A 23,084-nucleotide genomic window follows, 5' to 3' on the forward strand; every position below is an offset into this window, starting at 1 on the left:
GGTCGTGGAAGGGGTGGTCATGGTGGTCATCTGTCACTCACATCCGGAAGACGCCGAAGCCGGGGGCGGTGCTGTCCTTCTGAGGAAGCGGGGCGTTGGCGCAGGCGGTCAGCGCCAGACCCACCACCTGACGGGTCTCCAGCGGGTCGATCACCCCGTCGTCCCAGAGCCGCGCCGTCGCGTAATAGGCGTTGCCCTGCGTCTCGTACTGCGCGCGCACCGGGTCCTTGAACGCCTCTTCCTCCTCGGCCGGCCACTGTTCGCCGCGCCCCTCGATCTGGTCGCGCTTGACCGTCGCCAGGACGGAGGCGGCCTGTTCGCCGCCCATCACCGAGATCTTGGCGTTGGGCCACATCCACAGGAAGCGGGGGGAGTAGGCCCGGCCGCACATCGAGTAGTTCCCCGCGCCGTAGGAGCCGCCGACCACGACCGTGAGCTTGGGCACGCGCGCGCACGCCACGGCCGTCACCATCTTCGCGCCGTGCTTGGCGATGCCGCCCGCCTCGTACGCCTTGCCGACCATGAACCCGGAGATGTTCTGAAGGAAGAGGAGCGGGATGCCGCGCTGGTCGCACAGCTCGATGAAGTGCGCGCCCTTCTGGGCCGATTCGGAGAACAGGATGCCGTTGTTGGCGACGATCCCCACCGGGTGGCCGTGGATCCGGGCGAAGCCGGTGACCAGCGTCGTGCCGAACTCGGACTTGAACTCCGCGAACCGCGAGCCGTCCACGAGCCGCGCGATGACCTCACGGACGTCGTACGGCGTGCGCGAGTCGACCGGCACCGCCCCGTACAGCCCCGCGGGGTCGACCTTCGGCTCCTCCGCCGGCTCGACCCGCCAGGGCAGCGGGCCGCGCTCGGGCAGCGTCGAGACGATCGTGCGGACGATGCGCAGCGCGTGCGCGTCGTCCTCGGCGAGATGGTCGGTGACCCCCGACGTACGGGAGTGGACTTCTCCGCCGCCCAGCTCCTCGGCGGTGACGACCTCGCCGGTCGCCGCCTTCACCAGCGGCGGGCCGCCCAGGAAGATCGTGCCCTGGCCGCGGACGATCACGGCCTCGTCGCTCATCGCGGGCACGTACGCGCCGCCCGCCGTGCAGGAACCGAGGACGGCCGCGATCTGCGGGATGCCGGCGCCGGACATCCGCGCCTGGTTGTAGAAGATCCGGCCGAAGTGGTCACGGTCGGGGAAGACCTCGTCCTGCATGGGCAGGAAGGCGCCGCCCGAGTCCACGAGATAGACGCACGGCAGCCTGTTCTCCAGCGCGACCTCCTGGGCGCGCAGATGCTTCTTCACCGTCATCGGGTAGTACGTCCCGCCCTTGACCGTGGCGTCGTTGGCGACCACGACCACCTCACGGCCGCTGACCCGGCCGATCCCGGCAATCACGCCGGCCGCCGGCGCCTGGCCGCCGTACATGTCCTCGGCCGCCAGCGGGGCCAGCTCCAGGAAGGGCGAGCCGGGATCCAGCAGGGTGTCCACCCGGTCGCGGGGCAGCAGCTTCCCGCGCGCCACATGCCGGGCGCGGGACTTCTCACCGCCGCCGAGCCGGGCGGCGGCGAGCCGGTCGCGCAGGGCGTCCGAGAGCGCCTGATGCCCCGCCTCGTTGGCGCGCCAGGCCTCCGACGCCGGGTCGGCGGCGCTCGCCAGCACGGGTGCCTGCTGCATCGGTCGAGCTCCCTCGCTCCGTCTTGGCCGGTCCCGCCCGTTCACCACGCGTGGTTAGTGAGCGTTAACGTTTCGGTCTCAGGTTAACGACCGCTAACCGTCCTGTCTAGAATGGATTTCCATGAGCACCAGGACCGCGGCACCGACGCGCCGCGAGCAGATCCTCAACGAGGCCGCCAGGCTCTTCGCCGAGCGCGGTTTCCACGGGGTGGGCGTCGACGAGATAGGGGCGGCCGTCGGTATCAGCGGGCCGGGCCTGTACCGCCATTTCGCGGGCAAGGACGCCATGCTCGCCGAACTGCTCGTCGGCATCAGCGGCCGGCTGCTGGACGGCGGCAGGAAGCGCGTGGCGGCCTCGGCCGGCGACCCGGCGGCCGTGCTCGCCTCGCTGATCGACGGCCATATCGACTTCGCCCTGGACGACCGCCCGCTGATCACGCTGCACGACCGGGAGCTGGACCGCCTCAGGGACAGCGACCGCAAGCTCGTGCGGCAGCTCCAGCGGCAGTACGTGGAGCTGTGGGTCGGCGTCGTGCGCGAGATCCACCAGGAGCTTCCCGAGCCGGTCGCCCGCGGCGCCGTGCACGCCGTCTTCGGCCTGCTGAACTCGACGCCCCATCTGAGCCCCACCGGCCGCGGCACACCCCGGCGCGCGGTGGCGGAAACGCTCCTGCGCCGTCTGGCGCACGGCGCGTTCGCCGCCCTCGGCGACTCCCAGGACGTCACGCCCTGATCCCGGGGACGTCACACCCCGACTCGGGGGACGTCATGGCCCTGACTCCCAGGACGTCACGCCCTGACTCGCAAGACGTCACGCCTTGAGCGCGGTCAGCTCCCTGGCCAGCGTCTCCACCGGCTGGAACGTCGCGCCGAGCAGTGCCACGTGCTTCCAGTGCAGCGTGCCGTCCGGCGCGATCAGGAAGACCGCGCGGCGCAGCCCGATCCCGGGCGCGGCGATCCCGAACGCCTTCGCCACCGTCCGCTCGGTGTCGGCCAGCAGCGGGATCCGCAGGCCGTACTTACGGGCGAACGCCTCGTGGCTGTCGATGTCCTGCGGGCTGATGCCCCACACCTCGGCGCCGAGGTCGGTGAATGTCTCCAGACCGCTGGAGTACGAGCACAGCTGCTTGGTGCAGACGCTCGTGTCGTCGCCGGGGTAGAAGGCGAGGACCAGCGGGTGGCCCCGCCGCTCGTCGAGGCGGTACTCCCTCCGTACGAAGGTGTCGTCGCCGTCGAGCACCCCGCCGGGCAGGGTGAAGTTCTCCACCGGACGGCCGAGGCCGGGTGATGCTGCCACAAGAGGCTCCTTCGCTGGTTCGGGCGCACCGCTGTCGGGGCACTCCGCTCGTCGCACACTCTTCGTCGTCTTCTCGTCCGTCGTGCGGTTGCCGTCCTCGGCGCGGACACCGCCTCGGATCGTGCCCGGTACGTCCAGTCACCGGGACGAGCGGCACCGCGCGTACATCTGACGGCACAATGGGCTCATGCCGATACCCAGCCGCGAAGCTCTCGTCGACCACCTCGTCCGCACGCGCATCGCCGGAGACGTGGCCACACCCAGGGACAACAACCTCTCCCACTATCGCAAGCTCGCCAACGGCGACCGCCACTTCTGGCTGGGCCTGGAGCTCGGCGACCGCTGGACGGACGAGCAGGACGTGCTGGCCGTGATGGCCGAGCGGTGCGGGGTCAACGACGATCCGGAGCACCGGCACGGCCAGGACACCATCGACCCCGAGCTGACCGTCGACGCCCTGGGGCGGATGGCGGCGCGGCTGCGCAAGGCGGCGGCGGGCCGTGAGAGCGTGCTGTTCGCGACCGGCCACCCCGGTGGCCTGCTGGACGTGCACCGGCAGACGGCGGACGCGCTGCGGCTGGCGGGCTGCGAGATCATCCGGATCCCCGGCGGCCTCACGGCCGACGAGGGCATGCTCTTCCAGTTCGCGGGCGTCGCCATGCTGGAGCGCGGGGCGACGCTCTGGCACACCCACTCGCCCGAGCCGATGCGGGCCATCCTGGACGGCCTGGAGCGCGACGGCAGACCACAGCCGGACCTGGTGCTCGCCGACCACGGCTGGGCGGGCTGTGCGGGCCAGCGGGGGCTCGACTCCATCGGGTACGCGGACTGCAACGACCCGGCCTTGTTCATCGGCGAGGCGGAGGGCACCCTCCAGGTGACGGTCCCGCTGGACGACCACGTCACGGACCCGCGCTTCTACGACCCGATGACGGAGTACCTGCTGCACGAGGCCGGCCTCACGAACACCGTCTGAGCACGGACGAGCGGCACCACGGCACCACAGCAGCCCGGCGCTGAGGACAGGCACAGCGGCCGGGCTCAGTCGCGCCCCGCCCCGGACCGGCCGGTCCCACCGTCGCCGGATTCCCTCGGTACGCGCATGACGCCCTCCTGGATCACCGAGATCGCCAGCCGCCCGTCCCGCGTGTAGATCCGGGCCTGCCCGAGCCCCCGGCCACCGGACGCGGACGGCGACGTCTGGTCGTACAGCAGCCACTCGTCCGCCCGGAAGGGCCGGTGGAACCACATCGCGTGGTCCAGGCTCGCCCCGACGATGTCGCCGGTCGCCCAGCCGCCCCTGCCGTGCGCGAGCAGCACCGAGTCGAGCAGTGTCATGTCGGAGACGTACGTCGCCAGGCAGACGTGCAGCAGCGGGTCGTCGGCGAGCTTGCCGACCGTGCGGAACCACACCTGCGAGCGGGCCTCGCGCGGCCGTCCGGCCGTGGCGTACGGCGGGGCGTCCACGTACCGCAGATCCACCGCGGCACGGGCCTCCAGCAGCCGGTCGGCGACGGACGGGTCGACGAACCGGTCCGCGTGGCGCGGCAGCAGTTCGGCCGCGGTCGGCAGAGTCTCCGGATCCGGCGCCGGCGGCATCCCGGCCTGGTGCTCCAGCCCCTCCTCGTACGTCTGGAAGGACGCGGAGAGGTGGAAGATCGGCTGGCCGTGCTGGACGGCCACGACCCGGCGCGTGGTGAAGGACCGGCCGTCACGGATGCGGTCGACCGTGTAGACGATCGGGGCGCCGGGATCGCCCGCGCGCAGGAAGTACGAGTGCAGGGAGTGGGCCGACCGGTCCGTGGGGACGGTACGGCCCGCGGCCACCAGGGCCTGTGCGGCGACCTGGCCGCCGTAGACGCGCGGGATCGCCGCGGAGCGGCTGAGACCGCGGAAGATGTCCTCCTCGATGCGCTCCAGGTCGAGCAGATCGAGGAGGGACTCCAGTGCGTTCATGGTGCTGATCGTGTCCCTGGTCCTGGCTCGCGGCCCTTATGGCCTAGAGGCCCATGGACTTGGCGATGATCATCTTCATGACCTCGCTGGTGCCGCCGTAGATGCGGTTGACGCGGTTGTCCGCGTACAGGCGGGCGATCGGGTACTCGTTCATGTAGCCGTAACCGCCGTGCAGCTGAAGGCACTTGTCGATCACGCGGTGCGCGACCTCCGTACAGAAGAGCTTCGCCGACGCGGCCTCCGCGGCGGACAGCTCACCCGCGTCGTGGGCTTCGAGGGCGCGGTCGCAGACTGCCTCGGCGGCGTCGACCTCGGCCTTGCAGGCGGCCAGTTCGAACTTGGTGTTCTGGAAGGAGGCGACGGTCTTGCCGAAGACGGTGCGGTCCTGGACGTAGTTCTGCGCGAACCGGATCGCGGCCGACGCCTGCGCGTACGCGCCGACGGCGATACCCAGGCGCTCCTGCGGCAGATTCTGGCCGAGGTAGGAGAAGCCCTTGTTCTCCTCGCCGAGCAGATCGTCGACGGGCACCTTGACGTCGCTGAAGGACAGTTCGGCGGTGTCCGAGGACTTCAGCCCCAGCTTGTCGAGCTTGCGGCCGACCGCGTACCCCTCGGACTTCGTGTCCACGACGAAGAGCGAGATGCCGTGCCTGCGGTCCTCCGGGCTCGGCGGGGCGGTCCGGGCGCAGACGATGACGCGGTCGGCGTGCACGCCGCCGGTGATGAAGGTCTTCGCGCCGTTGAGGACGTAGTGCGAACCGTCGGCGGAGAGCTTGGCCGTGGTCTTCATGCCCGCGAGGTCGGAGCCGGTGCCGGGCTCGGTCATCGCGATGGCGTACATGCTCTCGCCGGTCACGAAGCCGGGCAGCCAGCGCTTCTTCTGCTCCTCGGTGGCGTACGCCTTCACGTACGGCAGGCAGAGCGCCACATGCACGCTCGAACCTCCGAAGGAGACCCCGGCGCGGGCGCACTCCTCGGAGACGATCGCCTGGAACTTGAACGACTCCTCGCCCGCGCCCCCGTACTCCTCCGGCACCTCGATACCGAATATGCCCAGCTCGCCGAGCTTGTAGTAGAACTCGCGGGGGACCAGGCCCTCGGCGTACCACTCGTCGTAGACGGGGACGACCTCGGCCTCGATGAAGGCGCGGAGGGTCTCCCGGAACGCCTCGTGGTCCTCGTTGTAAACGCTACGGCGCACGGAAGCCCTCTCCTTCGGTCTGAGCGGTCTGAGCGGTGTGAGCAGTCTGGGGCGCTATGTCTAAGCGCTTGCTCACCTCAAGTTACCGGGGGGTTCGCACGGGTGTCCAGACCACAGGGAGTTGAAGGCGTCACAGCCGGGCCCGGCTCACAGCCACCGCAGCGCGAACCACAACTCCATCCGTACGTCCGCCTCGTCGAGGTCCGCCTCCAGCAGTGTCGCGCAACGGGCGATGCGTTGGCGCACCGTGTTGCGGTGGACCGTCAGGGCCACCGCCGTACGGTCCCAACTGCCGTGCAGGGAGAGCCAGGTGCGCAGGGTCTCGGTCAGCGCGGGGGAGCCGGCGAGGGGGGAGAGGCGGGAACGGGCGTGGGCCGCGGCCTCTTCAGGAGGGAGCAGTGCGGTCAGGGCGTCCGGGGCCGGCTCGTGGTGGCGGACGAGTGCCGTACGGGTCGCCTCCGCGCGGCGCAGGGCGCGCCGAGCCTGGGTGTCGGCCTCGGCCAGTGCGGTCGGCGGGACCGGGGTGCTCACCCCGAGCGTCCAGCCCGGCTGGGCGGTGACCGGGCGGTCGGTGAGGACGCGGATCGTGGTGCCGTCCGTCTCGGCCAGCGCGCTGCCGAGCGCCGCCGCCAGCGCCGACGCGGCGAAGGGCGTGTCGCCGCCCTGCGCGTGCACCACGGTCCACGGGCCGGGGCCGAGCAGCGGCGCCGCCTCGGTGGGGGTGGCGCCCAGCAGGAGGCGTACGAGCGCCGCCGAGCGCGCCGCCTCCGCCGCGCCCTGGTGCGGCGCCGTGAGCAGTGACAGCAGGACGACCGCCACGCCCGTGACGGTGTGGTCCCCGGCCTCCCGGCCCCCGGCGGCGACGCCCAGGACCAGGCCCTGGCCGCCGCCCAGCGCGTAGGCGGCCAGGCGCGCGCCCCCGACGGTGTCGGCTGCCGTGCCGTGCGGCGGGTTCACCAGGCGCGACAGCCGGACCAGCGCCGTACGGGATCCCGGTGCCGGGTCCCGGCCCGTGGCGTGCAGTTCCGCGCCGTCGGGGGCGAACAGCACCGCGCGGCCGCCGAGGCGGAGCGCGAGCTGGCGCAGCACCGCCGGGACCGGGTCGGGGCGGGCGGCGGCCGCCGCGAGGCCCTGCTGGGCCTCGGTGACCCGGCGCAGCTCGCGGTGGCGGGCCTCGGCCATCAGCCGCCACACCCCGCGCGCCACCGTGGTGAACGGCGTACGCGGGGGGATCTCCAACAGAGGCAGCCCATGGCGGTCGCACGCCTCGACCAGGCCGGCCGGGACCGTGTCGTACACCGGCGCGACCCCGAAGCCGAGCGCAGCCGCGCCCGCCTCGACGACCCTCCGTACATAGGTGTCGGCGTGCGCGTCCGTGAGCTGGACGCCCGCCGTCAGCAGCAGCTCACCGCCGAGCAGATACGGATACGGATCGGCCATCTCCGAGGTGTGCACCCAGTGGACGGCCACCTCCTCCGTACGGGCGTCCGGCAGACCCGCGATCAGGCGCAGGCCGAGCGTGCCGTCCGCGAGCAGTGCGGCCAGCGGGACCGGCGGAGTGGGCGGAGCGGAGGGTTCCGGCATGGATGGTCCATCCATCGGCGGGGAGAGGAATGGATGAAACGTACACTTCAGCGTTCCTTTCCGGCCACCTACCGTCGACTCGCACAAGGCACCACCCCGGAGTTGACCAGGAGCAGGAGGAAGCCCCATGGCTGTGGACTACGCGGTGATCGTCGTCTATCTCGCCGGCATGCTCGCCATGGGCTGGTGGGGCATGCGCCGCGCCAAGTCCAAGAGTGAGTTCCTGGTGGCCGGCCGCCGGCTCGGCCCCTGGATGTACTCCGGCACCATGGCCGCCATCGTCCTCGGCGGCGCCTCCACCATCGGCGGCGTCGGCCTCGGCTACCAGTACGGTCTCTCCGGCGCCTGGATGGTCTTCACCATCGGCCTCGGACTGCTGGCCCTGTCGGTGTTCTTCTCCGCGCGTATCGCCCGGCTGAAGGTCTACACCGTCTCCGAGATGCTCGACCTGCGGTACGGAGGACGCGCCGGCATCATCTCGGGGCTGGTCATGTGGGCCTACACCCTCATGCTCGCGGTCACCTCGACCATCGCGTACGCCACGATCTTCGACGTCCTCTTCGGCATGCACCGCACCGTCGCGATCATCCTGGGCGGCGCCATCGTGGTCGCGTACTCGGCGCTCGGCGGCATGTGGTCGATCACGCTCACCGACATGGTGCAGTTCGTCGTCAAGACGATCGGTGTGCTGCTGCTCCTGCTGCCCATCGCCGTGGTGAAGGCGGGCGGCTTCGGCGAGATGAAGGCGAAGCTGCCCACGGAGTACTTCGACCCGCTGGGCATCGGCGGCGAGACGATCTTCACGTACGTGCTGATCTACACCTTCGGCATGCTCATCGGGCAGGACATCTGGCAGCGCGTGTTCACCGCGCGCGGCGACAGGACCGCCCGCTGGGGCGGCACCGTCGCCGGTACCTACTGTCTCGTCTACGCGATAGCCGGAGCCGTCATCGGCACCGCCGCCAAGGTCCTCTACCCGACCCTGCCGAGCGCCGACGACGCGTTCGCCACCATCGTCAAGGACGAACTCCCGCCGGGCGTAAGGGGACTGGTGCTCGCCGCCGCCCTCGCCGCCGTGATGTCGACGTCCTCGGGCGCGCTGATCGCCTGCGCCACCGTCGCCAACAACGACATCTGGGCGCGGCTGCGGAGCCTCGTCGGACAGCGCGAGGGACGGCCGGACGTGGCGGGGGAGCGGGACGAGGTCAAGGACAACCGCGCCTTCATCCTGGTCATGGGCCTCGCCGTCATCTGTATCGCCATCGCGCTCAACGACGTCGTCGGCGCACTGACCGTCGCGTACAACCTCCTCGTCGGCGGCCTGCTCGTGCCCATCCTCGGCGGCCTCCTGTGGAGGCGCGGCACCGTGCAGGGCGCGCTCGCCGCGATGGTCGTCGGCGGTCTCTCGGTGATCGGCCTGATGATCGCGTACGGCATCCTGGCCAACGAGCCCATCTACTACGGGCTGATCGCCTCACTGGTGGTCTACGTCGTCGTCAGCCTCGCGACGAGGCCGACGGACGCGGCCGTGCTGGCCGCGTGGCGCCGCCGCCTCGCGGGCGAGGACACCGAAGGCGCCGCCGTGAGCGGGGACGCCTCCCGGCCCGGCTCCGTCCCGGCGGGAAGCACGGGCTGAGCCCGGCGCCCGGCGGCGCCGGCGGGAGGGCGCCGCACCCATTGTCAGTGGCCAGGGGCATGCTGGACACGTACACGCACCACGAGAGGGCTCCACAGGCATGAGCAGCGCAGCAGGACCCGACACCACCGGCGACGGCACCGGCACCCGCCGGGAAAGCCCGGAGAACGGCCCACGCGGGCCCGTCGACTCCTCCCGCGTGCCCCGGTACGCGGGACCCGCCACCTTCGCCCGCCTGCCCCGGCTGGACGAGGTCGGGGCCGCCGACGTCGCCGTCGTCGGGGTGCCCTTCGACAGCGGGGTGTCCTACCGGCCCGGCGCCCGCTTCGGCGGCAACGCGATCCGCGAGGCGTCCCGGCTGCTGCGCCCGTACAACCCCGCCCAGGACGCGTCGCCGTTCGCGCTCGCGCAGGTCGCCGACGCCGGTGACATCGCCGCCAACCCGTTCAACATCAACGAGGCCGTCGACACGATCGAGGCGGCGGCCGACGACCTGCTCTCCACCGGCGCCCGCCTGATGACCCTCGGCGGCGACCACACGATCGCGCTGCCCCTGCTGCGCTCGGTCGCCAAGAGGCACGGCCCCGTCGCGCTGCTCCACTTCGACGCCCACCTGGACACCTGGGACACGTACTTCGGCGCCGAGTACACCCACGGCACCCCGTTCCGCCGGGCCGTCGAGGAAGGCATCCTCGACACGGAGGCGCTGTCGCACGTCGGCACCCGCGGGCCGCTCTACGGCAAGAAGGACCTGGACGACGACCACCGGATGGGCTTCGGCATCGTCACGTCCGCCGACGTCATGCGGCGCGGCGTCGACGAGGTCGCCGACCAGCTGCGGCAGCGCATCGGGGACCGCCCGCTGTACATCTCCATCGACATCGACGTCCTCGACCCGGCCCACGCGCCCGGCACCGGCACCCCCGAGGCCGGCGGGCTCACCTCGCGCGAACTCCTCGAAATCCTCCGGGGACTGGCCTCCTGCCACCTCGTCTCCGCCGACGTGGTCGAGGTCGCCCCGGCGTACGACCACGCCGAGATCACCTCCGTCGCCGCCTCCCACACGGCGTACGAACTGACCACGATCATGTCCCGCCAGATCGCGGAGGACCGCGCGAAGTGACACACGACCACCACCACGAGATCCCCCGGTACACCCCCGAGCAGACCGCGCGCGCCCTGAACCCGCCCGCCGGGCGCAACGGCGGTGACCTCGTGGTCGAGACGCTCCACGGGCTCGGCGCCACCACCGTCTTCGGCCTGCCCGGCCAGCACGCGCTCGGCATGTTCGACGCGCTGCGCCGCTCCGACCTGGACTACATCGGGCTGCGCGTCGAGAACAACGCCGGATTCGCCGCCGACGCCTACGGCCGCGTCACCGGCGAGGTCGCGCCCCTGCTGCTGTCCACCGGGCCGGGCGCGCTGACCTCGCTGGCCGCGCTCCAGGAGGCCGCAGCCGCGTCCTCGCCCGTGCTCGCGATCTCCAGCCAGATCCCGTCGGCGGGCCTCGGCGGCGGCCGGCACGGCTATCTCCACGAACTGCGCGACCAGCAGGCGTCGTTCCGCGACATCGTCAAGTCCGTCCACCTCGTCCGTACGCCCTCCCAGATCCCGTCCGCGATCGCCGCGGCCTGGGAGTCCGCGCTCACCGCGCCGCACGGACCCGTCTGGGTCGAGATCCCGCAGGACGTCCTCCTCAAGGAGACGACGCTGCCGCTCGTCACCGCCGTCGACGCCACCCCGCGCGAGCTGCTGCCGCGCCCCGAGCTGATCGCCGTCGCCGCGCACGCCCTGTCGCACGCGGAGCGGCCCGTGATCATCGCGGGCGGCGGAGTCGTACGGGCGGACGCCGCGGGCAAGCTGCGGGCCCTCGCCGAGAAGCTGGCCGCGCCCGTCGTCACCACCTTCGGCGGGAAGGGCGCGTTCCCCTGGGAGCACCCGCTGTCGCTCCAGTCCTGGCTGGAGGACCGGCACACCACCGACTTCCTGGAGGACGCCGACGTCGTGCTGGTCGTCGGCTCCGGACTCGGCGAACTGTCCTCCAACTACTACACGTTCCGACCGCGCGGCCGGGTGATCCAGATCGAGGCCGACCTCGGCAAGCTGGAGTCCAACCTCCCGGCGCTCGGCATCCACGCCGACGCGCGGGAGGCGCTGTCCGCGCTGCTGGAGTCGGTGACCGGACGCGACGCCCCGGCCGCCACCGAGTCCGCGCGGGACGCGGTCCGTACGGTGCTGGCGAAGGTACGGACGCGGATCGACGCCCAGGACCTGGAGCTGGAGCAGCGGGTGCTCGCCTCCGTACGAGAAGCGCTGCCCGCCACCTCGCCCAGCTTCTGGGACATGACGATCCTCGCCTACTGGGCCTGGTCCGCCTGGCCCGGACCGATGCACTCCGGCCAGGGCGCCGGCGGTCTCGGCTACGGCTTCCCGGCGGCCCTGGGCGCGGCGGCGGCCGACCGTACGAAGCCCGTCCTCGCGGTCTCCGGCGACGGCGGCGCGATGTACTCGATCGCCGAGCTGGCCACGGCCCGGCAGTACGACCTCCCCGTCACCTGGCTGATCGTGGACGACGGCGGCTACGGGATCCTGCGCGAGTACATGACGGACGCCTTCGGCGAGACCACCGGCACAGAGCTGGCCCGCCCGGACTTCGTCGCGCTCGCCGAGTCCTTCGGGGTGCCGGCGGTCCGTACGAACCCCGAGTCGCTGCACGCGGACCTGTCGAAGGCCCTGGCGGCCCCCGGCCCGTCCGTGGTGGTGCTTCCGGCGCTCCTGAAGCTGTTCGCCCCCACGCACCTGACGTAAGCCCCTGACCCCGCCGGCCCACTCGGTCATCAGTCCTAGGTCTCGCGACGGGCGACCGCGACCAGCGACGGGTATTTGTTGCAGCGGGATGAAATCCGCACGTGGGCGCGTTGATGCCTTCCGGCAGGGGGTCCACGGGGGACGCCCGCGTACCGACAAGCGGCAGGGCAACGGAGGGCGGCGACAGTGGCGGCGGAGCGGACAGCCCCGGAGAGCAAGGGACCGGACCGGCAGGACCAGCCGGACCGGCGGGAGCACCCGGAGCACTCGGAGCAGCGGGACCGGCCGGACCAGCCGGGCCGGCGCGAGGCGAGCGGCCGGGACGCCGGCTGGGCCCGGCGTCTCATCGGCTACGCCTGGCGCTACAAGCGCAACGTGATCCTCGCCCTCGGCTCGTCCCTCGCCGGCATGGCCGTCATGGCCCTCGTCCCGCTGATCACCAAGGTCGTCATCGACGACGTCATCGGCACCGGCACCCGGTCCATCGCCGTCTGGACCGGCCTCCTCATAGTCGCGGCCGTCGTCATCTACGCCATGACCTACATCCGCCGCTACTACGGCGGACGCCTCGCCCTGGACGTCCAGCACGACCTCCGTACAGAGATGTACGGCACCATCGCCAAGCTCGACGGCCGCCGCCAGGACGAACTGTCCACCGGACAGGTCATCGGCCGCGCCACCAGCGACCTCCAGCTCATCCAGGGCCTGCTCTTCATGCTGCCGATGACCATCGGCAACGTCCTGCTCTTCGTCATCTCCCTCGTGATCATGGCGTGGCTGTCCCTGCCCCTGACCCTTGTCGCCCTCGCCGTCGCCCCCGCCCTCTGGTACATCGCCCGCCGCAGCCGCACCCGGCTGCACCCCGCCACCTGGTACGCCCAGTCGCAGGCCGCCACCGTCGCGGGAGTCGTCGACGGATCCGTCTCCGGCGTACGCGTCGTCAAGGGCTTCGGCCAGGAGGACCAGGAGACCGGCAAACTGCGCGCCGCCGGCCGCAAGCTGTTCGCGGGCCGGCTGCGTACGATCAAGCTCAACTCCCGCTACACACCCGCCCTCCAGGCCGTACCGGCCTTCGGACAGGTCGCGATGCTCGCCCTCGGCGGCTGGCTCGCCACCCGCGGCCAGATCACCCTCGGCACGTTCGTCGCCTTCTCCACCTACCTCGCACAGCTCGTCGGCCCCGTCCGGATGCTCGCCATGGTCCTGACCGTCGGCCAGCAGGCCCGCGCCGGCGTCGAGCGGGTCCTCGAACTCGTCGACACCGAACCGTCGATCCAGGACGGCACGAAGGACCTCCCGGCGGACGTCGAGGCATCGGTCGAGTTCGACGACGTGACGTTCTCGTACGCGGACGGCCGCACCGTCCTGGACGGCTTCTCGCTGGAGATCCGCCCCGGCGAGACCGTCGCCGTCGTCGGCTCCTCCGGCAGCGGCAAGTCCACCGTGTCGCTGCTCCTGCCGCGCTTCTACGACGTCACGCACGGCGCCGTCCTCGTCGGCGGCCACGACGTACGCGAACTGACCCTCGACTCCCTGCGCGCCGCCATCGGGCTCGTCCCCGAGGACAGCTTCCTCTTCTCCGACACCGTCCGCGCCAACATCGCCTACGGCAAACCCGACGCCACCGACGAGGAGATCGAACGCGCCGTCCGCGCCGCCCAGGCCGACCGCTTCATCGCCGACCTGCCCGCCGGCTACGACACCACCGTCGGCGAACAGGGCCTCACCCTCTCCGGCGGCCAGCGCCAGCGCATCGCCCTGGCCCGCGCCATCCTCACCGACCCCCGCCTGCTGCTCCTGGACGACGCCACGTCCGCCGTCGACGCCCGCGTCGAACACGAGATCCACGAGGCGCTGCGCTCGGTGATGGCCGGCCGTACGACACTGCTCATCGCCCACCGCCGCTCCACCCTCGGCCTCGCCGACCGCATCGCCGTGCTCGACGACGGCCGGCTCGCCGACATCGGCACCCACGACGAACTCCAGGAACGCTCCGCCCTCTACCGCCGGCTGCTCACCGACCCGGACGAGCTGGGCGGCGTCTCCCCGGGCCACGTCCCCGCCGTCGTCGTCGGCACGGCGGCGGAGGACGACCGCACCGTCCAGGAGGAGCTGGACGCCGAGTTCGACGCGGAACGCGGCATCACACCGGCCCTGTGGGAACGCGAGGAGGCGCCCACCGAGGAGTCCGCCGCGCCCGGCGCGACCCCCGAACTCCTCGCACAGGTCGAGGCGTTGCCACCGGCCACCGACGTCCCGTCGATCGACGAGGCCCGCGCCGTCGGCTCCGAGTCGTCGTACGGGCTGCGCCGGCTGCTGCGCGGCTTCGGACTGCCCCTGGCGGCCAGCCTCGCGCTGGTCGCCGTCGACGCCGGAATGGGCCTGCTGCTGCCCGTCCTGATCAGGCACGGCATCGACGAAGGCGTCGGACAGCTCGCGCTCGGCGCGGTGTGGGCCGCGTCCCTGCTCGGCCTGCTCGTCGTATCGGTCCAGTGGATCGCCCAGATCGGCGAGACGCGGATGACCGGCCGCACCGGTGAACGTGTCCTGTACTCACTGCGCCTGAAGATCTTCGCGCAGCTCCAGCGGCTCGGACTCGACTACTACGAGCGCGAGTTGACCGGCCGCATCATGACCCGTATGACGACGGACGTCGACGCCCTGTCGACCTTCCTGCAGACCGGGCTCGTCACTGCCTTCGTCTCCGTCGTCACCTTCTTCGGCATCCTCGTCGTCCTGCTCGTCATCGATGTGCAGTTGGCACTGGTCGTCTTCGCGACGCTGCCCGTGCTGATCGTCGGCACCGTCTTCTTCCGGCGCAAGAGCGTCAAGGCGTACGAGCTGGCGCGTGAACGGATCAGCGTCGTCAACGCCGACCTGCAGGAGTCCGTGTCCGGGCTGCGCATCGTCCAGGCGTTCGGCCGTGAGAAGGACGGCGCGGCGCGGTTCGCGGGCCGCAGCGACCACTACCGGCAGGCGCGGGTTCGCGGCCAGTGGCTGATCTCCATCTACTTCCCCTTCGTCCAACTGCTGTCCTCGGTCGCCGCGGCCGCCGTACTGATCGTCGGCGCGGGCCGGGTGGAGGCGGGCACACTGACGACCGGCGCGCTTGTCGCGTACCTCCTCTACATCGAGCTGTTCTTCGCGCCCGTGCAGCAGCTGTCACAGGTCTTCGACGGCTACCAGCAGGCCACGGTCTCGCTGGGGCGCATCCAGGAGCTGCTGCGTGAGCCGACGTCCACGGAGCAGGCGACGAAGCCGATCGACGTGCCGTCGCTGCGCGGCGAGATCGCCTTCGAGGACGTGCACTTCGCGTACGGCACGCTGGAGGGCGGCCTGGCGGAGGGCGGCGGCGCGGGTGATCCGGACGAGGCCGTCGTCCTGAGCAAGGCCCCGGTCCAGGCGGAGACCGCCCTCATGGGCATCAACCTCCGTATACCGGCCGGTCAGACGGTCGCCTTCGTCGGCGAGACGGGCGCGGGCAAGTCCACGCTCGTCAAGCTCGTCGCCCGCTTCTACGACCCGACGTCCGGGCGCGTGACGGCGGACGGCACCGACCTGCGCGACCTGGACATGACCGCGTACCGGCACCGGCTCGGCGTCGTACCGCAGGAGGCGTATCTCTTCGCCGGTACGGTGCGCGACGCCATCGCCTACGGGCGGCCGGGGGCCACCGACGCGGAGGTGGAGGCGGCGGCCCGCGCGGTCGGCGCGCACGAGATGATCGCCACGCTGGACGGCGGGTATCTGCACGAGGTCGCCGAGCGCGGCCGTAACCTCTCCGCCGGTCAGCGGCAGTTGATCGCCCTGGCCCGCGCGGAGCTGGTCGACCCGGACGTACTGCTCCTCGACGAGGCGACCGCCGCGCTCGACCTCGCCTCCGAAGGGCTGGTCAACCAGGCGACGGACCGGCTGTCGGGGCGGCGGACGACGCTGGTCGTCGCCCACCGGCTGACGACGGCCGCGCGCGCGGACCGGGTGGTCGTGATGGACCACGGCCGGGTCGTGGAGGACGGTACGCACGGGGAACTGCTCGCGCTGGGCGGCTCGTACGCGCGGCTGTGGCGCAGCTTCATCGGTGAGGCCGAGGCCGGCGCCGGGAGCGGGAGCGGGACCGAGGGGGAGCCGGAGGAGGAGCGCGCCACCGTCGCGGGGGCGTGAGGGTGGCGGCGTGAGGGCGGCGTCCTACCACCGGAGCGTGGGGGCGCCGTCCGCGTCGAGGGTCTCGGCCAGCAGGTCGGCGTACCGGCGCAGGTCCTCGTGCCAGCCGACGAAGGACGCGAAGTCCCGCATATGGATGGCGAGTCGGAGGGTGGCGGCGCGTGCGGTGCCGGGCGGCAGCGCTGCGGCGGTGTCCTCAGGGCTGCCGTCATCAGGATCGCTGTCGTCCGGGCCGCCCTCTGTACGGAGGTAGCCGGCCAGCAGCGCGCGGGCCGCGGCCGGATAGTCCACGGACGGGCCCCGGCCGGCGGCGCCGAGACCGCGCGTGGCGGCGGAACGCAGCTCGTGCAGTTCGCCGAGGATCCAGCCGAGGTCGAGCGCGGGGTCGCCGCCGGTGATCTCCTCGCCGGTGAGCAGAACGCTGTCACCGGCAGGGGAGGGGACCAGCCAGCCGGTGCTCGGCGCACCGTGCAGCAGGACCGCTCCTCCCCTGCCGGGTGGTTCGTGGGCGGCCACGGCCCAGTCGGTCAGCCGGGTCCACAGGCGCGGGCCGAGCCGGTCGTGGGCCAGGGCGCGCAGCCGGGCGCCGTCCCCGTCGGGATTCCCCTCGGGAGCGGCCCCGGAGATCCAGTCCAGGAGCCGCCCGACGCCGTGGTGCGGCGGTACGGGCTCCCCGAACTCCCATGGCACGTCGTGCAGTTGCCGCAGTGTCCGGCCCACGTCCGCCAACGCCTGTACGGAGAGCCGGTAGGCGGTCTCGTCACCGGAGGGCAGCAGCCGGGCGACGGAGACGGCGCCGGGCACGCGGTACACCACGCCGCCCTCCTCGGACACCGCGTCCCACTCACCGAGGGCGAGCCGCGCACCGGAGCCGGCGCGGGCGATGCCTCCAGGCGCACTGCCGTCACCCGTGCTGCCGGCGCGGGCGATGCCGTCACGCGCGATGGCGGCGTCCACGCGGCGCAGCGCCACGCCGGCCGCGGGCGAGGGAGGCGCCTGCGGCCGGTCGTGGGCCGGCCCGGGGACGCGCAGCCAGCTGAACCGGGCGTCGCCGTGGTACCGCACGCTGATGCGCAGGTACCGGGTGCCGTACTCGCGTACGGTCACCGATCCGGCGGCCCCCGCGGGCCGTACCGCCGCGGGGACCGCCGGGGCGTCGGCCCGATCAGCCATGGCCGGCCCGCCGGCGGACCGCTTCGACGATCTCCCGCGCGTCCTTGAGCGCGGCGGCCTCGCCCTCCGTGAAGAGGACGCCACCGCAGTTGAGGATCACCTCGTCCACTCCGGCGTCCTTGTACTCGCCGAGCACGCCCGCGATGTGGTCGGCGGAGCCGTACACGTACGTCCCGCTGTCCACGAGGGAGACGGCGCCGGCCCGCGGGTCCGCGGGGTCGGCCGCGACTCCGGCCCGGCGCAGCATGTCCGTGTAGTGGTCGGCGGAGAGGTGCCCGGCGGCGGCGGTGTGCGCGAGGACGTACGGATCGCGCTTCGGGCGGTCGACGGCGACATGGACGACGGTCGCGACCCGGCACCGGGAGTCCCGGCCCTTGGCGCCCTCGTCCAGGGCGGGTATCAGGGTCTCGGCGACATAGCCGGGCGGGGTCATCCAGGTGATGGCGACATCGGCGACACCGCCCGCGGTGCGCGCCATGTTGGGGCGCAGCACGCCCACCCCGACCTCGACGCGCGGGTGTTCCATCGGCATCAGGCGTCCGCGCAGCGCGTGGTAGTCGCCGTCGTGGTCGACGATCTCGCCGTCGAGCAGGGAGCGGACCGTACGCAGATACTCGGCGGCCATCGTGCGGGGGCTGTCGTACGGCCGCCCGTTCAGGCTCCGTACGAAGGCGGGCGCGCCGACGCCGTAGCCGGCCACCACCGGGTGACCCGTCGTCAGGGCCAGCGAACGGGCCTGGAGGGCCGCCTCGTACGGGTGGCGCAGCGGCATCAGGGTCACGCTGGTGCCGACCGGGACGCGTACCCCGGCGCCGGCCAGATGCGCGAACACCTGGTGCGTCTCCACCTTGAGCGACTGGCCCATCCATACGCGGCGTGCGTCGCCGTCGCGCACCAGCTCGGCGTAGGGACGGACGGTCTCGGTGGTGTCCGGCATGCTCGGTACGAGGATGCTCGGCAGCGTGGACCGGTCGGAGGCGTCGGTGGTCACGAGGCAGCACACCTTCCCTGATAGCTGTCGCTGTTGCTCTGGTTGTTGCTGTTGTTCTGGCTGTCGCTGTGCCTGTTGCTCACTGTATCTGTTGTGGTTCCTTGACGGAATGTTGTGTTTCCATTATCTTTCTCGGTATGAGCCCAGTGAGTCATCGCGAGGGATCGCCGATCTACAACCAGTTGAGAGTCCTGCGCGCGGAGCGCGGCCTCAGCCGGGTCGCGCTCGCCAACTCGGTGGAGGTCCACCCGCAGACGATCGGCGCCATCGAACGGGGTGACTACTTCCCGAGTCTCGATCTGGCGTTCCGGCTCAGCGACGTGTTCGGGCTTCCGGTCGAGGCGATCTTCAGTCGTAAGCCCTTCGTCCCGCTCTCCGCCCAGCTGTACAACAAGGAGGAACGCTCGTGACGCCGCAACAAGGTTCCGACGAGACGACGACGGTGGCCCGGGGTCCCCTGCGGCCGATGGCGATCGCGCTCGGCGCGCTCAGCGTGGTGATGGTGGTGCTGTCCCAGATCTCGGACGGCAACGCCTTCTCCGACTCCTGGTGGCTCGTGGCCTTCGTCGTCTGGCTGATGCTGTGGGGCATGCTGCGCTCGATGACCCGCGGCCTGGGCGAACGGCCCGTGGCCGGACTGGACGAGCGCGAACAAGTCGTACGCAACCGCGTCGCGTTCATCGGATACCAGTGCGCGGTCGGCGCCGGCATGGCGGTCGTACTGGTCATGGTCGCCTTCCAGAACGAGCCCGATGTGATCGAGCGGATTCCCGCGCTGCTCACCACGCTGATGCTGACCGCCGCCGCGCTGCCGTCGATCCTCCTGGGGCTGTCCGGTATGGACGGCGAGGACAGCGAGAGCTTCCGGGACGAGTAGGACGGGTAACACGGTGAGGCGGGTGCCCACCGATTGCGGCGGTGGGCACCCGCCCTGTTCGCGTCGTGCGTCGTGCGTTCTGCGTCGTGCGTTTTGCTCAGCGGGTCACGCGGTTCAGCAGGAGTGGTCGAACGTGTTGTCGATCGACACGGCCGAGATGGCGGACGCGGCGGAGATGCACGCGGCCGACGAGGTGACCGTGACGGTGATGGTGGCGCCGGGCGCCTCCACCGCGGGGACGATCTCGTCGGCGTCGGCGTAGCTGGTGTAACCGCTGATCAGGGACTGGGTGTTCATTGCGACTCCTAGAGCGATTCGAGCGATTCGGATGAACGGTGATCGGATCGGCGATTGCCGCCGAGCGTCGCCGGTTCAGCAGGAGTGGTCGAAGGTGTTGTCGATCGACACGGCTGAGACGGCGGAGATCGCGGAGATGCACGCCTGCGACGAGGTCGTGACGGTGGTGATGATGAGGCCCGGTGCCTCCGCCGCGGGGACGATCTCTTCTGCCTCGGCGTAACTGGTGTAACCGCTGATCAGGGACTGGGTGTTCATAGCGGCTCCCTAAGACGGAACGAGATCGGACGCGTGCACGGTTCGGCGATCGCTGGATGACACGGCGCTGCCGTTACGCGTTGACGCGGTTCAGCAGGAGTGGTCGAACGTGTTGTCGATCGACACCGCCGAGATGGCGGACGCGGCGGAGATGCACGCCTGCGACGAGGTCACCGTGACGGTGATGGTGCCGCCCGGGGCGTCCACCGCGGGAACGAGCTCCTCGGCGTCGGCGTAGCTGGCGTAGCCGCTGATCAGGGACTGAGTGTTCATGGCAACTCCCTTGGACGATAGCGAGAATGAACGGTGACCGGATCGGCAATTGGGGAATCACGCTCTCCGGCTGTGCCAGCACCATTCCGCCACCGGTGCCGCGCTGGCAATGGAGTTGACCGCTTTCGGACACTGGCCGCTTTCGGTCAACGGGCCCCGTTGAGCCCGTAGTTGACCCCGTCTATGCTCGCCGGGATGACCCGAAATCAACTGCGCCGCCTGGTATTGGACAACGGTCTGCGGGTGCTGCTCGCACCCAATCCGACCGGCGCGTCAATCGGTGTCGCCGTGCACTACGGAGTGGGTTTCCGGACCGAGCCCAAGGGGCACACAGGTCTTGCCCATCTCTTCGAACATCTCATGGTCCAGGGTGGCCATGGCGGCCCACCCGGCGGATACCTGCCCCAGGTACAGCGCGCCGGCGGCCTCGGGGACGCCAAGACCAGACAGGACCTGACGGTTTATTACGCCGCGGCTCCCGCAACGGCGTTGGAAATGCTGCTCGGTCTTGAAGCCGACCGAATGCGTTCACCGCGTATTTCCCCGCAGAATCTACGCACCCAGACCGCGGTGATTGACGAAGAGATACGTCTCATGGTGCGCAATCGTCCGTACGGCGCTTTTCCCTGGGTCCTGCCGCGCGCCCTGCACAGCCGCGCCGAAAACGCGCGGGACGGATACGGCGAGACCGTCGATCTGGCCGCCCTTGACATCCCGCTGTGCGAGCGTTTTTTCATCGACCACTACGGTCCCGGAAATGCCCTCGTGACGCTGACCGGCGCGTTCGACCCGGACACGGCGGAACGCCTCGTACGACGGCACTTCGGGCCCCTGCCGGGGCGTCCCACGGTGGCGGCGCCCGACGGCCCCGAGCCGGAGCCACGGGCGGAGACGCGGCTGTCGGTCACCGACCCGCACGCGGGACTGCCCGCGGTGGCGGTCGGCTACCGGATGCCGGACCCTGTGACCGAGCGCGCCGACTATCTCGCGCACCTCGTCCTGGCCGCGCTGCTGGGGCAGGGCAGACACGCGTTGCTGCGCCGGGGGCCGGCGGCGCCGACCGGGGTGTCGAGCCTGTCGGTGGGCTGCGGGCTGTTCGGGCTGCCGCTGGACACGACGGGGCCCGATCTGCTGACGCTGTTCGCGGTGTACGGAAGCGGGGGAGACGGGGACGCCGGGCGGGTCACGGACGCGCTGGACACCGTGCTGACGACACTGGCCGAGAACGAGATCGACGCCGGGCTGTTGCGCGCCACCACCGCCCGCTGGGCGTCCGGGGCGCTGCGCGAACTGGGCGACCCGGGCACCCGGGCCCAGCTCCTCGGAGCGCGCGAAATGCTTTTCGGCGAGGCCGAGTTGACCGAACGGCTGCCCGAGCTGATACGGACCGGGGTGACCGGCGAACAGGTGAGCCGGGCCGCCGCCCGGCTGCGCGCCTCGCACCGGGCGGTCGTGGATTTCGTACCGCGCGCGAACACGGCAACGGCCGCGGGCGCGGGCGCGAGGGATGCCGCGACCGAGCCCGCGACGGATGCCGATGCCGCGACCGCGAAGGCGACCGCGACCGGCCGCCGTGGAAAGGCCGCGGCATGACCGGCGACGCGCGGCTGCCGCTGCCCGACCTCGACACCACCCTCCCCAACGGGCTGCGGGTGGTGCTCTGTTCGGCCCCCGTCGTCCCCCTCGTCGAGATCCGGCTCACCGTCCCCTACGCCGCCACCGGACCGGGCGAGGTCGCGCTGCGCCAACTGCTGGCCGGGATCCTGCTGCAAGGCACCGCGCGCCGTGACGCCGATGCCTTCGACACGGCCCTCGCCACGCACGGTGCCACGCTCGGCGCCGGAGCCGACGCCCGCAGGTTCAGCGTCACCGGCCACACCCTGGCCGGCTCCCTGCCCGCCGTACTGGCCCTGTTGGCCGAGACGGTGCTCGGGCCCCGGCTGACGGAGGACGTCGTCGCCCCCGAACGGGCCAGGCTGGCCCGCCGTATCGAGCTGTCCTCCCACCAGCCGGCCGCCGTCGCCCAGCAGGCGCTGCTGCGTCGGCGGTACGGCGACGAGGTCGCCGCGCGCCTCCAGCCGGCCCCTCAACTGGCCGCCGCCTGCACGCCGGAGGACCTCGCCGAGCTGCACGCGCGGCATCTGGGAGCCACCGGCGCGGTGCTCGTCCTGGTCGGCGATCTGCGCCCCGAGGAGGCTCTCGCGGCGGTCACCGATGTGTTCGGGGCGTGGCAGGCCGGGGCGGCCGACGACGTACCCCGGTCGCCGCCACCGTTCGTGGGCGGACCGCCGCTGTGGGTGGACCGGCCGGGCGCCGTGCAGAGCATGATCCGGCTGGCGACCCCGGCGCTGCCGCGTACGGATCCGGGCTATCCGGCCCTGCATCTGGCCCAGTTGGTCTTCGGCGGGTCGTTCGCCTCCCGGCTGGTGGCGCACCTGCGCGAGGAGAAGGGGTACGCGTACCAGCTCGGCTCCGGCATGGAGTCCGTACCGGGCGCGTCCACGCTGATGGTCGAGGCCGACACCGCCGCCGAGCACACGGTGGCGGCGCTCGGGGTGATCCGGGGCGAGCTGGAGCGGATGGCGGCCGAACCGCCGTCGGAGGGGGAGGTCGACGCGGCCAGGAGCTACGCGATCGGCTCCATCGCCACGGCGATGTCCTCCCCGGCTTCCCTTGCCTCCGGCCTGTCGAATCTGCTGCACATCGGGGTCGGGGCGAACTGGCTGCACGGATGGGGGCCGTTGCTGGACGGCGTGCCGTACGAGGCGGTCACGGAGGCGGCCCGGCGCTTCTTCCGGCCCGGGGCTTTCACGGGCGTGGTACTCGCCGACGGGTCGGCGGTCGCGTCGCTGCGGCGCGACGATTCGGCCGAACTCGACTTCTGAGCCTGAGAGGGGCCGGCG

Annotated in this window: 20 protein-coding genes and 1 pseudogene; 11 read left to right on the forward strand and 10 right to left on the reverse strand. The window is 71.7% G+C overall.

Annotated features, from left to right (window positions below; all coding sequences use genetic code 11):
* Window positions 1-37: 37 nt before the first annotated feature.
* Window positions 38-1,669: a carboxyl transferase domain-containing protein gene (locus ACFUN8_RS04330; RefSeq protein ID WP_383631188.1), complete on the reverse strand. Its 1,632-nt coding sequence runs from the start codon at window positions 1,667-1,669 to the stop codon at window positions 38-40.
* 121 nt (window positions 1,670-1,790) lie between these two features.
* On the opposite strand from ACFUN8_RS04330, the gene ACFUN8_RS04335 reads away from it, so the two are divergent.
* Window positions 1,791-2,402, forward strand: a complete 612-nt coding sequence (locus tag ACFUN8_RS04335; RefSeq protein WP_383631191.1) for a TetR/AcrR family transcriptional regulator — start codon at window positions 1,791-1,793, stop codon at window positions 2,400-2,402.
* A 78-nt stretch (window positions 2,403-2,480) separates the two neighbouring features.
* On the opposite strand, the gene ACFUN8_RS04340 is transcribed toward ACFUN8_RS04335, so the two are convergent.
* Window positions 2,481-2,966, reverse strand: a complete 486-nt coding sequence (locus ACFUN8_RS04340; protein WP_383631194.1) for a peroxiredoxin — start codon at window positions 2,964-2,966, stop codon at window positions 2,481-2,483.
* A 187-nt stretch (window positions 2,967-3,153) separates the two neighbouring features.
* Between ACFUN8_RS04340 and ACFUN8_RS04345 the strand changes: the two genes are divergently transcribed.
* Complete coding sequence (locus tag ACFUN8_RS04345) at window positions 3,154-3,942, forward strand: phosphatase (protein WP_382563470.1); 789 nt, start codon at window positions 3,154-3,156, stop codon at window positions 3,940-3,942.
* 65 nt (window positions 3,943-4,007) lie between these two features.
* Here the strand turns inward: ACFUN8_RS04345 and ACFUN8_RS04350 are convergent, their stop codons facing one another.
* The 3 genes from ACFUN8_RS04350 to ACFUN8_RS04360 form a co-directional block, all read right to left on the reverse strand.
* Entirely contained in the window at window positions 4,008-4,922 is a 915-nt protein-coding gene (locus ACFUN8_RS04350) for an acyl-CoA thioesterase (protein WP_383631197.1), read from the reverse strand.
* 43 nt (window positions 4,923-4,965) lie between these two features.
* Window positions 4,966-6,123 carry an acyl-CoA dehydrogenase family protein gene (locus tag ACFUN8_RS04355; RefSeq protein ID WP_383631200.1) on the reverse strand — a complete coding sequence of 386 codons (1,158 nt, stop codon included), beginning with the start codon at window positions 6,121-6,123 and terminating at the stop codon, window positions 4,966-4,968.
* Window positions 6,124-6,270: 147 nt separating this feature from the next.
* On the reverse strand, window positions 6,271-7,707 hold the full coding sequence (locus tag ACFUN8_RS04360; protein ID WP_383631203.1) for a PucR family transcriptional regulator: 1,437 nt from the start codon (window positions 7,705-7,707) through the stop codon (window positions 6,271-6,273).
* A gap of 127 nt (window positions 7,708-7,834) precedes the next feature.
* Here ACFUN8_RS04360 and ACFUN8_RS04365 point away from each other — a divergent pair, with 127 nt between their 5' ends.
* The 4 genes from ACFUN8_RS04365 to ACFUN8_RS04380 all read left to right on the forward strand — a co-directional run bounded on the left by ACFUN8_RS04365 (window position 7,835) and on the right by ACFUN8_RS04380 (window position 16,312).
* The gene (locus ACFUN8_RS04365) at window positions 7,835-9,343 is read left to right on the forward strand and encodes a sodium:solute symporter (protein ID WP_383631206.1); all 1,509 of its coding nucleotides are present in this window, start codon (window positions 7,835-7,837) and stop codon (window positions 9,341-9,343) included.
* A 100-nt stretch (window positions 9,344-9,443) separates the two neighbouring features.
* The gene (speB, locus tag ACFUN8_RS04370; protein ID WP_383631209.1) at window positions 9,444-10,466 is read left to right on the forward strand and encodes an agmatinase; all 1,023 of its coding nucleotides are present in this window, start codon (window positions 9,444-9,446) and stop codon (window positions 10,464-10,466) included.
* Entirely contained in the window at window positions 10,463-12,151 is a 1,689-nt protein-coding gene (locus ACFUN8_RS04375) for a thiamine pyrophosphate-binding protein (RefSeq protein WP_383631212.1), read from the forward strand. The genes speB and ACFUN8_RS04375 overlap by 4 nt, the downstream gene beginning before the upstream one ends.
* A 345-nt stretch (window positions 12,152-12,496) precedes the next feature.
* Entirely contained in the window at window positions 12,497-16,312 is a 3,816-nt protein-coding gene (locus ACFUN8_RS04380; protein WP_383631252.1) for an ABC transporter ATP-binding protein, read from the forward strand.
* 24 nt (window positions 16,313-16,336) lie between these two features.
* Here the strand turns inward: ACFUN8_RS04380 and ACFUN8_RS04385 are convergent, their stop codons facing one another.
* Window positions 16,337-17,485 (reverse strand): hypothetical protein, encoded by a 1,149-nt coding sequence (locus ACFUN8_RS04385; RefSeq protein WP_383631215.1) that lies wholly within the window; start codon window positions 17,483-17,485, stop codon window positions 16,337-16,339.
* Window positions 17,478-18,476 carry an LLM class flavin-dependent oxidoreductase gene (locus ACFUN8_RS04390; RefSeq protein ID WP_383631218.1) on the reverse strand — a complete coding sequence of 333 codons (999 nt, stop codon included), beginning with the start codon at window positions 18,474-18,476 and terminating at the stop codon, window positions 17,478-17,480. Before ACFUN8_RS04390 ends, ACFUN8_RS04385 begins: the two co-directional genes overlap by 8 nt.
* A 137-nt stretch (window positions 18,477-18,613) precedes the next feature.
* Between ACFUN8_RS04390 and ACFUN8_RS04395 the strand changes: the two genes are divergently transcribed.
* Together ACFUN8_RS04395 and ACFUN8_RS04400 are read left to right on the forward strand one after the other, a co-directional pair.
* Complete coding sequence (locus tag ACFUN8_RS04395) at window positions 18,614-18,886, forward strand: helix-turn-helix transcriptional regulator (RefSeq protein ID WP_031231541.1); 273 nt, start codon at window positions 18,614-18,616, stop codon at window positions 18,884-18,886.
* Window positions 18,883-19,353, forward strand: a complete 471-nt coding sequence (locus tag ACFUN8_RS04400; protein WP_383631221.1) for a hypothetical protein — start codon at window positions 18,883-18,885, stop codon at window positions 19,351-19,353. The genes ACFUN8_RS04395 and ACFUN8_RS04400 overlap by 4 nt, the downstream gene beginning before the upstream one ends.
* Before the next feature lie 114 nt (window positions 19,354-19,467).
* Here ACFUN8_RS04400 and ACFUN8_RS04405 read toward each other — a convergent pair whose 3' ends face one another.
* From ACFUN8_RS04405 to ACFUN8_RS04415, 3 genes are all read right to left on the reverse strand, one after another.
* The gene (locus ACFUN8_RS04405) at window positions 19,468-19,650 is read right to left on the reverse strand and encodes an LxmA leader domain family RiPP (RefSeq protein ID WP_382563487.1); all 183 of its coding nucleotides are present in this window, start codon (window positions 19,648-19,650) and stop codon (window positions 19,468-19,470) included.
* A gap of 75 nt (window positions 19,651-19,725) precedes the next feature.
* The gene (locus tag ACFUN8_RS04410) at window positions 19,726-19,908 is read right to left on the reverse strand and encodes an LxmA leader domain family RiPP (protein WP_382563488.1); all 183 of its coding nucleotides are present in this window, start codon (window positions 19,906-19,908) and stop codon (window positions 19,726-19,728) included.
* A gap of 90 nt (window positions 19,909-19,998) precedes the next feature.
* Window positions 19,999-20,181 carry an LxmA leader domain family RiPP gene (locus ACFUN8_RS04415; protein WP_383631225.1) on the reverse strand — a complete coding sequence of 61 codons (183 nt, stop codon included), beginning with the start codon at window positions 20,179-20,181 and terminating at the stop codon, window positions 19,999-20,001.
* 195 nt (window positions 20,182-20,376) lie between these two features.
* On the opposite strand from ACFUN8_RS04415, the pseudogene ACFUN8_RS04420 reads away from it, so the two are divergent.
* The 3 genes and pseudogenes from ACFUN8_RS04420 to ACFUN8_RS04430 all read left to right on the forward strand — a co-directional run.
* Window positions 20,377-20,775, forward strand: a pseudogene (locus ACFUN8_RS04420) (M16 family metallopeptidase); the annotation flags it as partial.
* Complete coding sequence (locus ACFUN8_RS04425) at window positions 20,776-21,774, forward strand: M16 family metallopeptidase (protein ID WP_383631255.1); 999 nt, start codon at window positions 20,776-20,778, stop codon at window positions 21,772-21,774.
* The gene (locus ACFUN8_RS04430; RefSeq protein WP_383631229.1) at window positions 21,771-23,066 is read left to right on the forward strand and encodes a M16 family metallopeptidase; all 1,296 of its coding nucleotides are present in this window, start codon (window positions 21,771-21,773) and stop codon (window positions 23,064-23,066) included. The genes ACFUN8_RS04425 and ACFUN8_RS04430 overlap by 4 nt, the downstream gene beginning before the upstream one ends.
* Window positions 23,067-23,084: the final 18 nt, after the last annotated feature.

The organism is Streptomyces sp. NPDC057307 (assembly GCF_042667665.1).
Taxonomy (GTDB): domain Bacteria; phylum Actinomycetota; class Actinomycetes; order Streptomycetales; family Streptomycetaceae; genus Streptomyces.

Bases quoted from the DNA above. Each gene is read 5' to 3' on its own strand.
- ACFUN8_RS04330 (WP_383631188.1), bottom strand. From the start codon at position 1,669: ATGCAGCAGGCACCCGTGCTGGCGAGCGCCGCCGACCCGGCGTCGGAG.
- ACFUN8_RS04335 (WP_383631191.1), top strand. From the start codon at position 1,791: ATGAGCACCAGGACCGCGGCACCGACGCGCCGCGAGCAGATCCTCAAC.
- ACFUN8_RS04345 (WP_382563470.1), top strand. From the start codon at position 3,154: ATGCCGATACCCAGCCGCGAAGCTCTCGTCGACCACCTCGTCCGCACG.
- ACFUN8_RS04350 (WP_383631197.1), bottom strand. From the start codon at position 4,922: ATGAACGCACTGGAGTCCCTCCTCGATCTGCTCGACCTGGAGCGCATC.
- ACFUN8_RS04360 (WP_383631203.1), bottom strand. From the start codon at position 7,707: ATGCCGGAACCCTCCGCTCCGCCCACTCCGCCGGTCCCGCTGGCCGCA.
- ACFUN8_RS04365 (WP_383631206.1), top strand. From the start codon at position 7,835: ATGGCTGTGGACTACGCGGTGATCGTCGTCTATCTCGCCGGCATGCTC.
- speB (WP_383631209.1), top strand. From the start codon at position 9,444: ATGAGCAGCGCAGCAGGACCCGACACCACCGGCGACGGCACCGGCACC.
- ACFUN8_RS04385 (WP_383631215.1), bottom strand. From the start codon at position 17,485: ATGGCTGATCGGGCCGACGCCCCGGCGGTCCCCGCGGCGGTACGGCCC.
- ACFUN8_RS04395 (WP_031231541.1), top strand. From the start codon at position 18,614: ATGAGCCCAGTGAGTCATCGCGAGGGATCGCCGATCTACAACCAGTTG.
- ACFUN8_RS04405 (WP_382563487.1), bottom strand. From the start codon at position 19,650: ATGAACACCCAGTCCCTGATCAGCGGTTACACCAGCTACGCCGACGCC.
- ACFUN8_RS04410 (WP_382563488.1), bottom strand. From the start codon at position 19,908: ATGAACACCCAGTCCCTGATCAGCGGTTACACCAGTTACGCCGAGGCA.
- ACFUN8_RS04415 (WP_383631225.1), bottom strand. From the start codon at position 20,181: ATGAACACTCAGTCCCTGATCAGCGGCTACGCCAGCTACGCCGACGCC.
- ACFUN8_RS04425 (WP_383631255.1), top strand. From the start codon at position 20,776: ATGGTGCGCAATCGTCCGTACGGCGCTTTTCCCTGGGTCCTGCCGCGC.
- ACFUN8_RS04430 (WP_383631229.1), top strand. From the start codon at position 21,771: ATGACCGGCGACGCGCGGCTGCCGCTGCCCGACCTCGACACCACCCTC.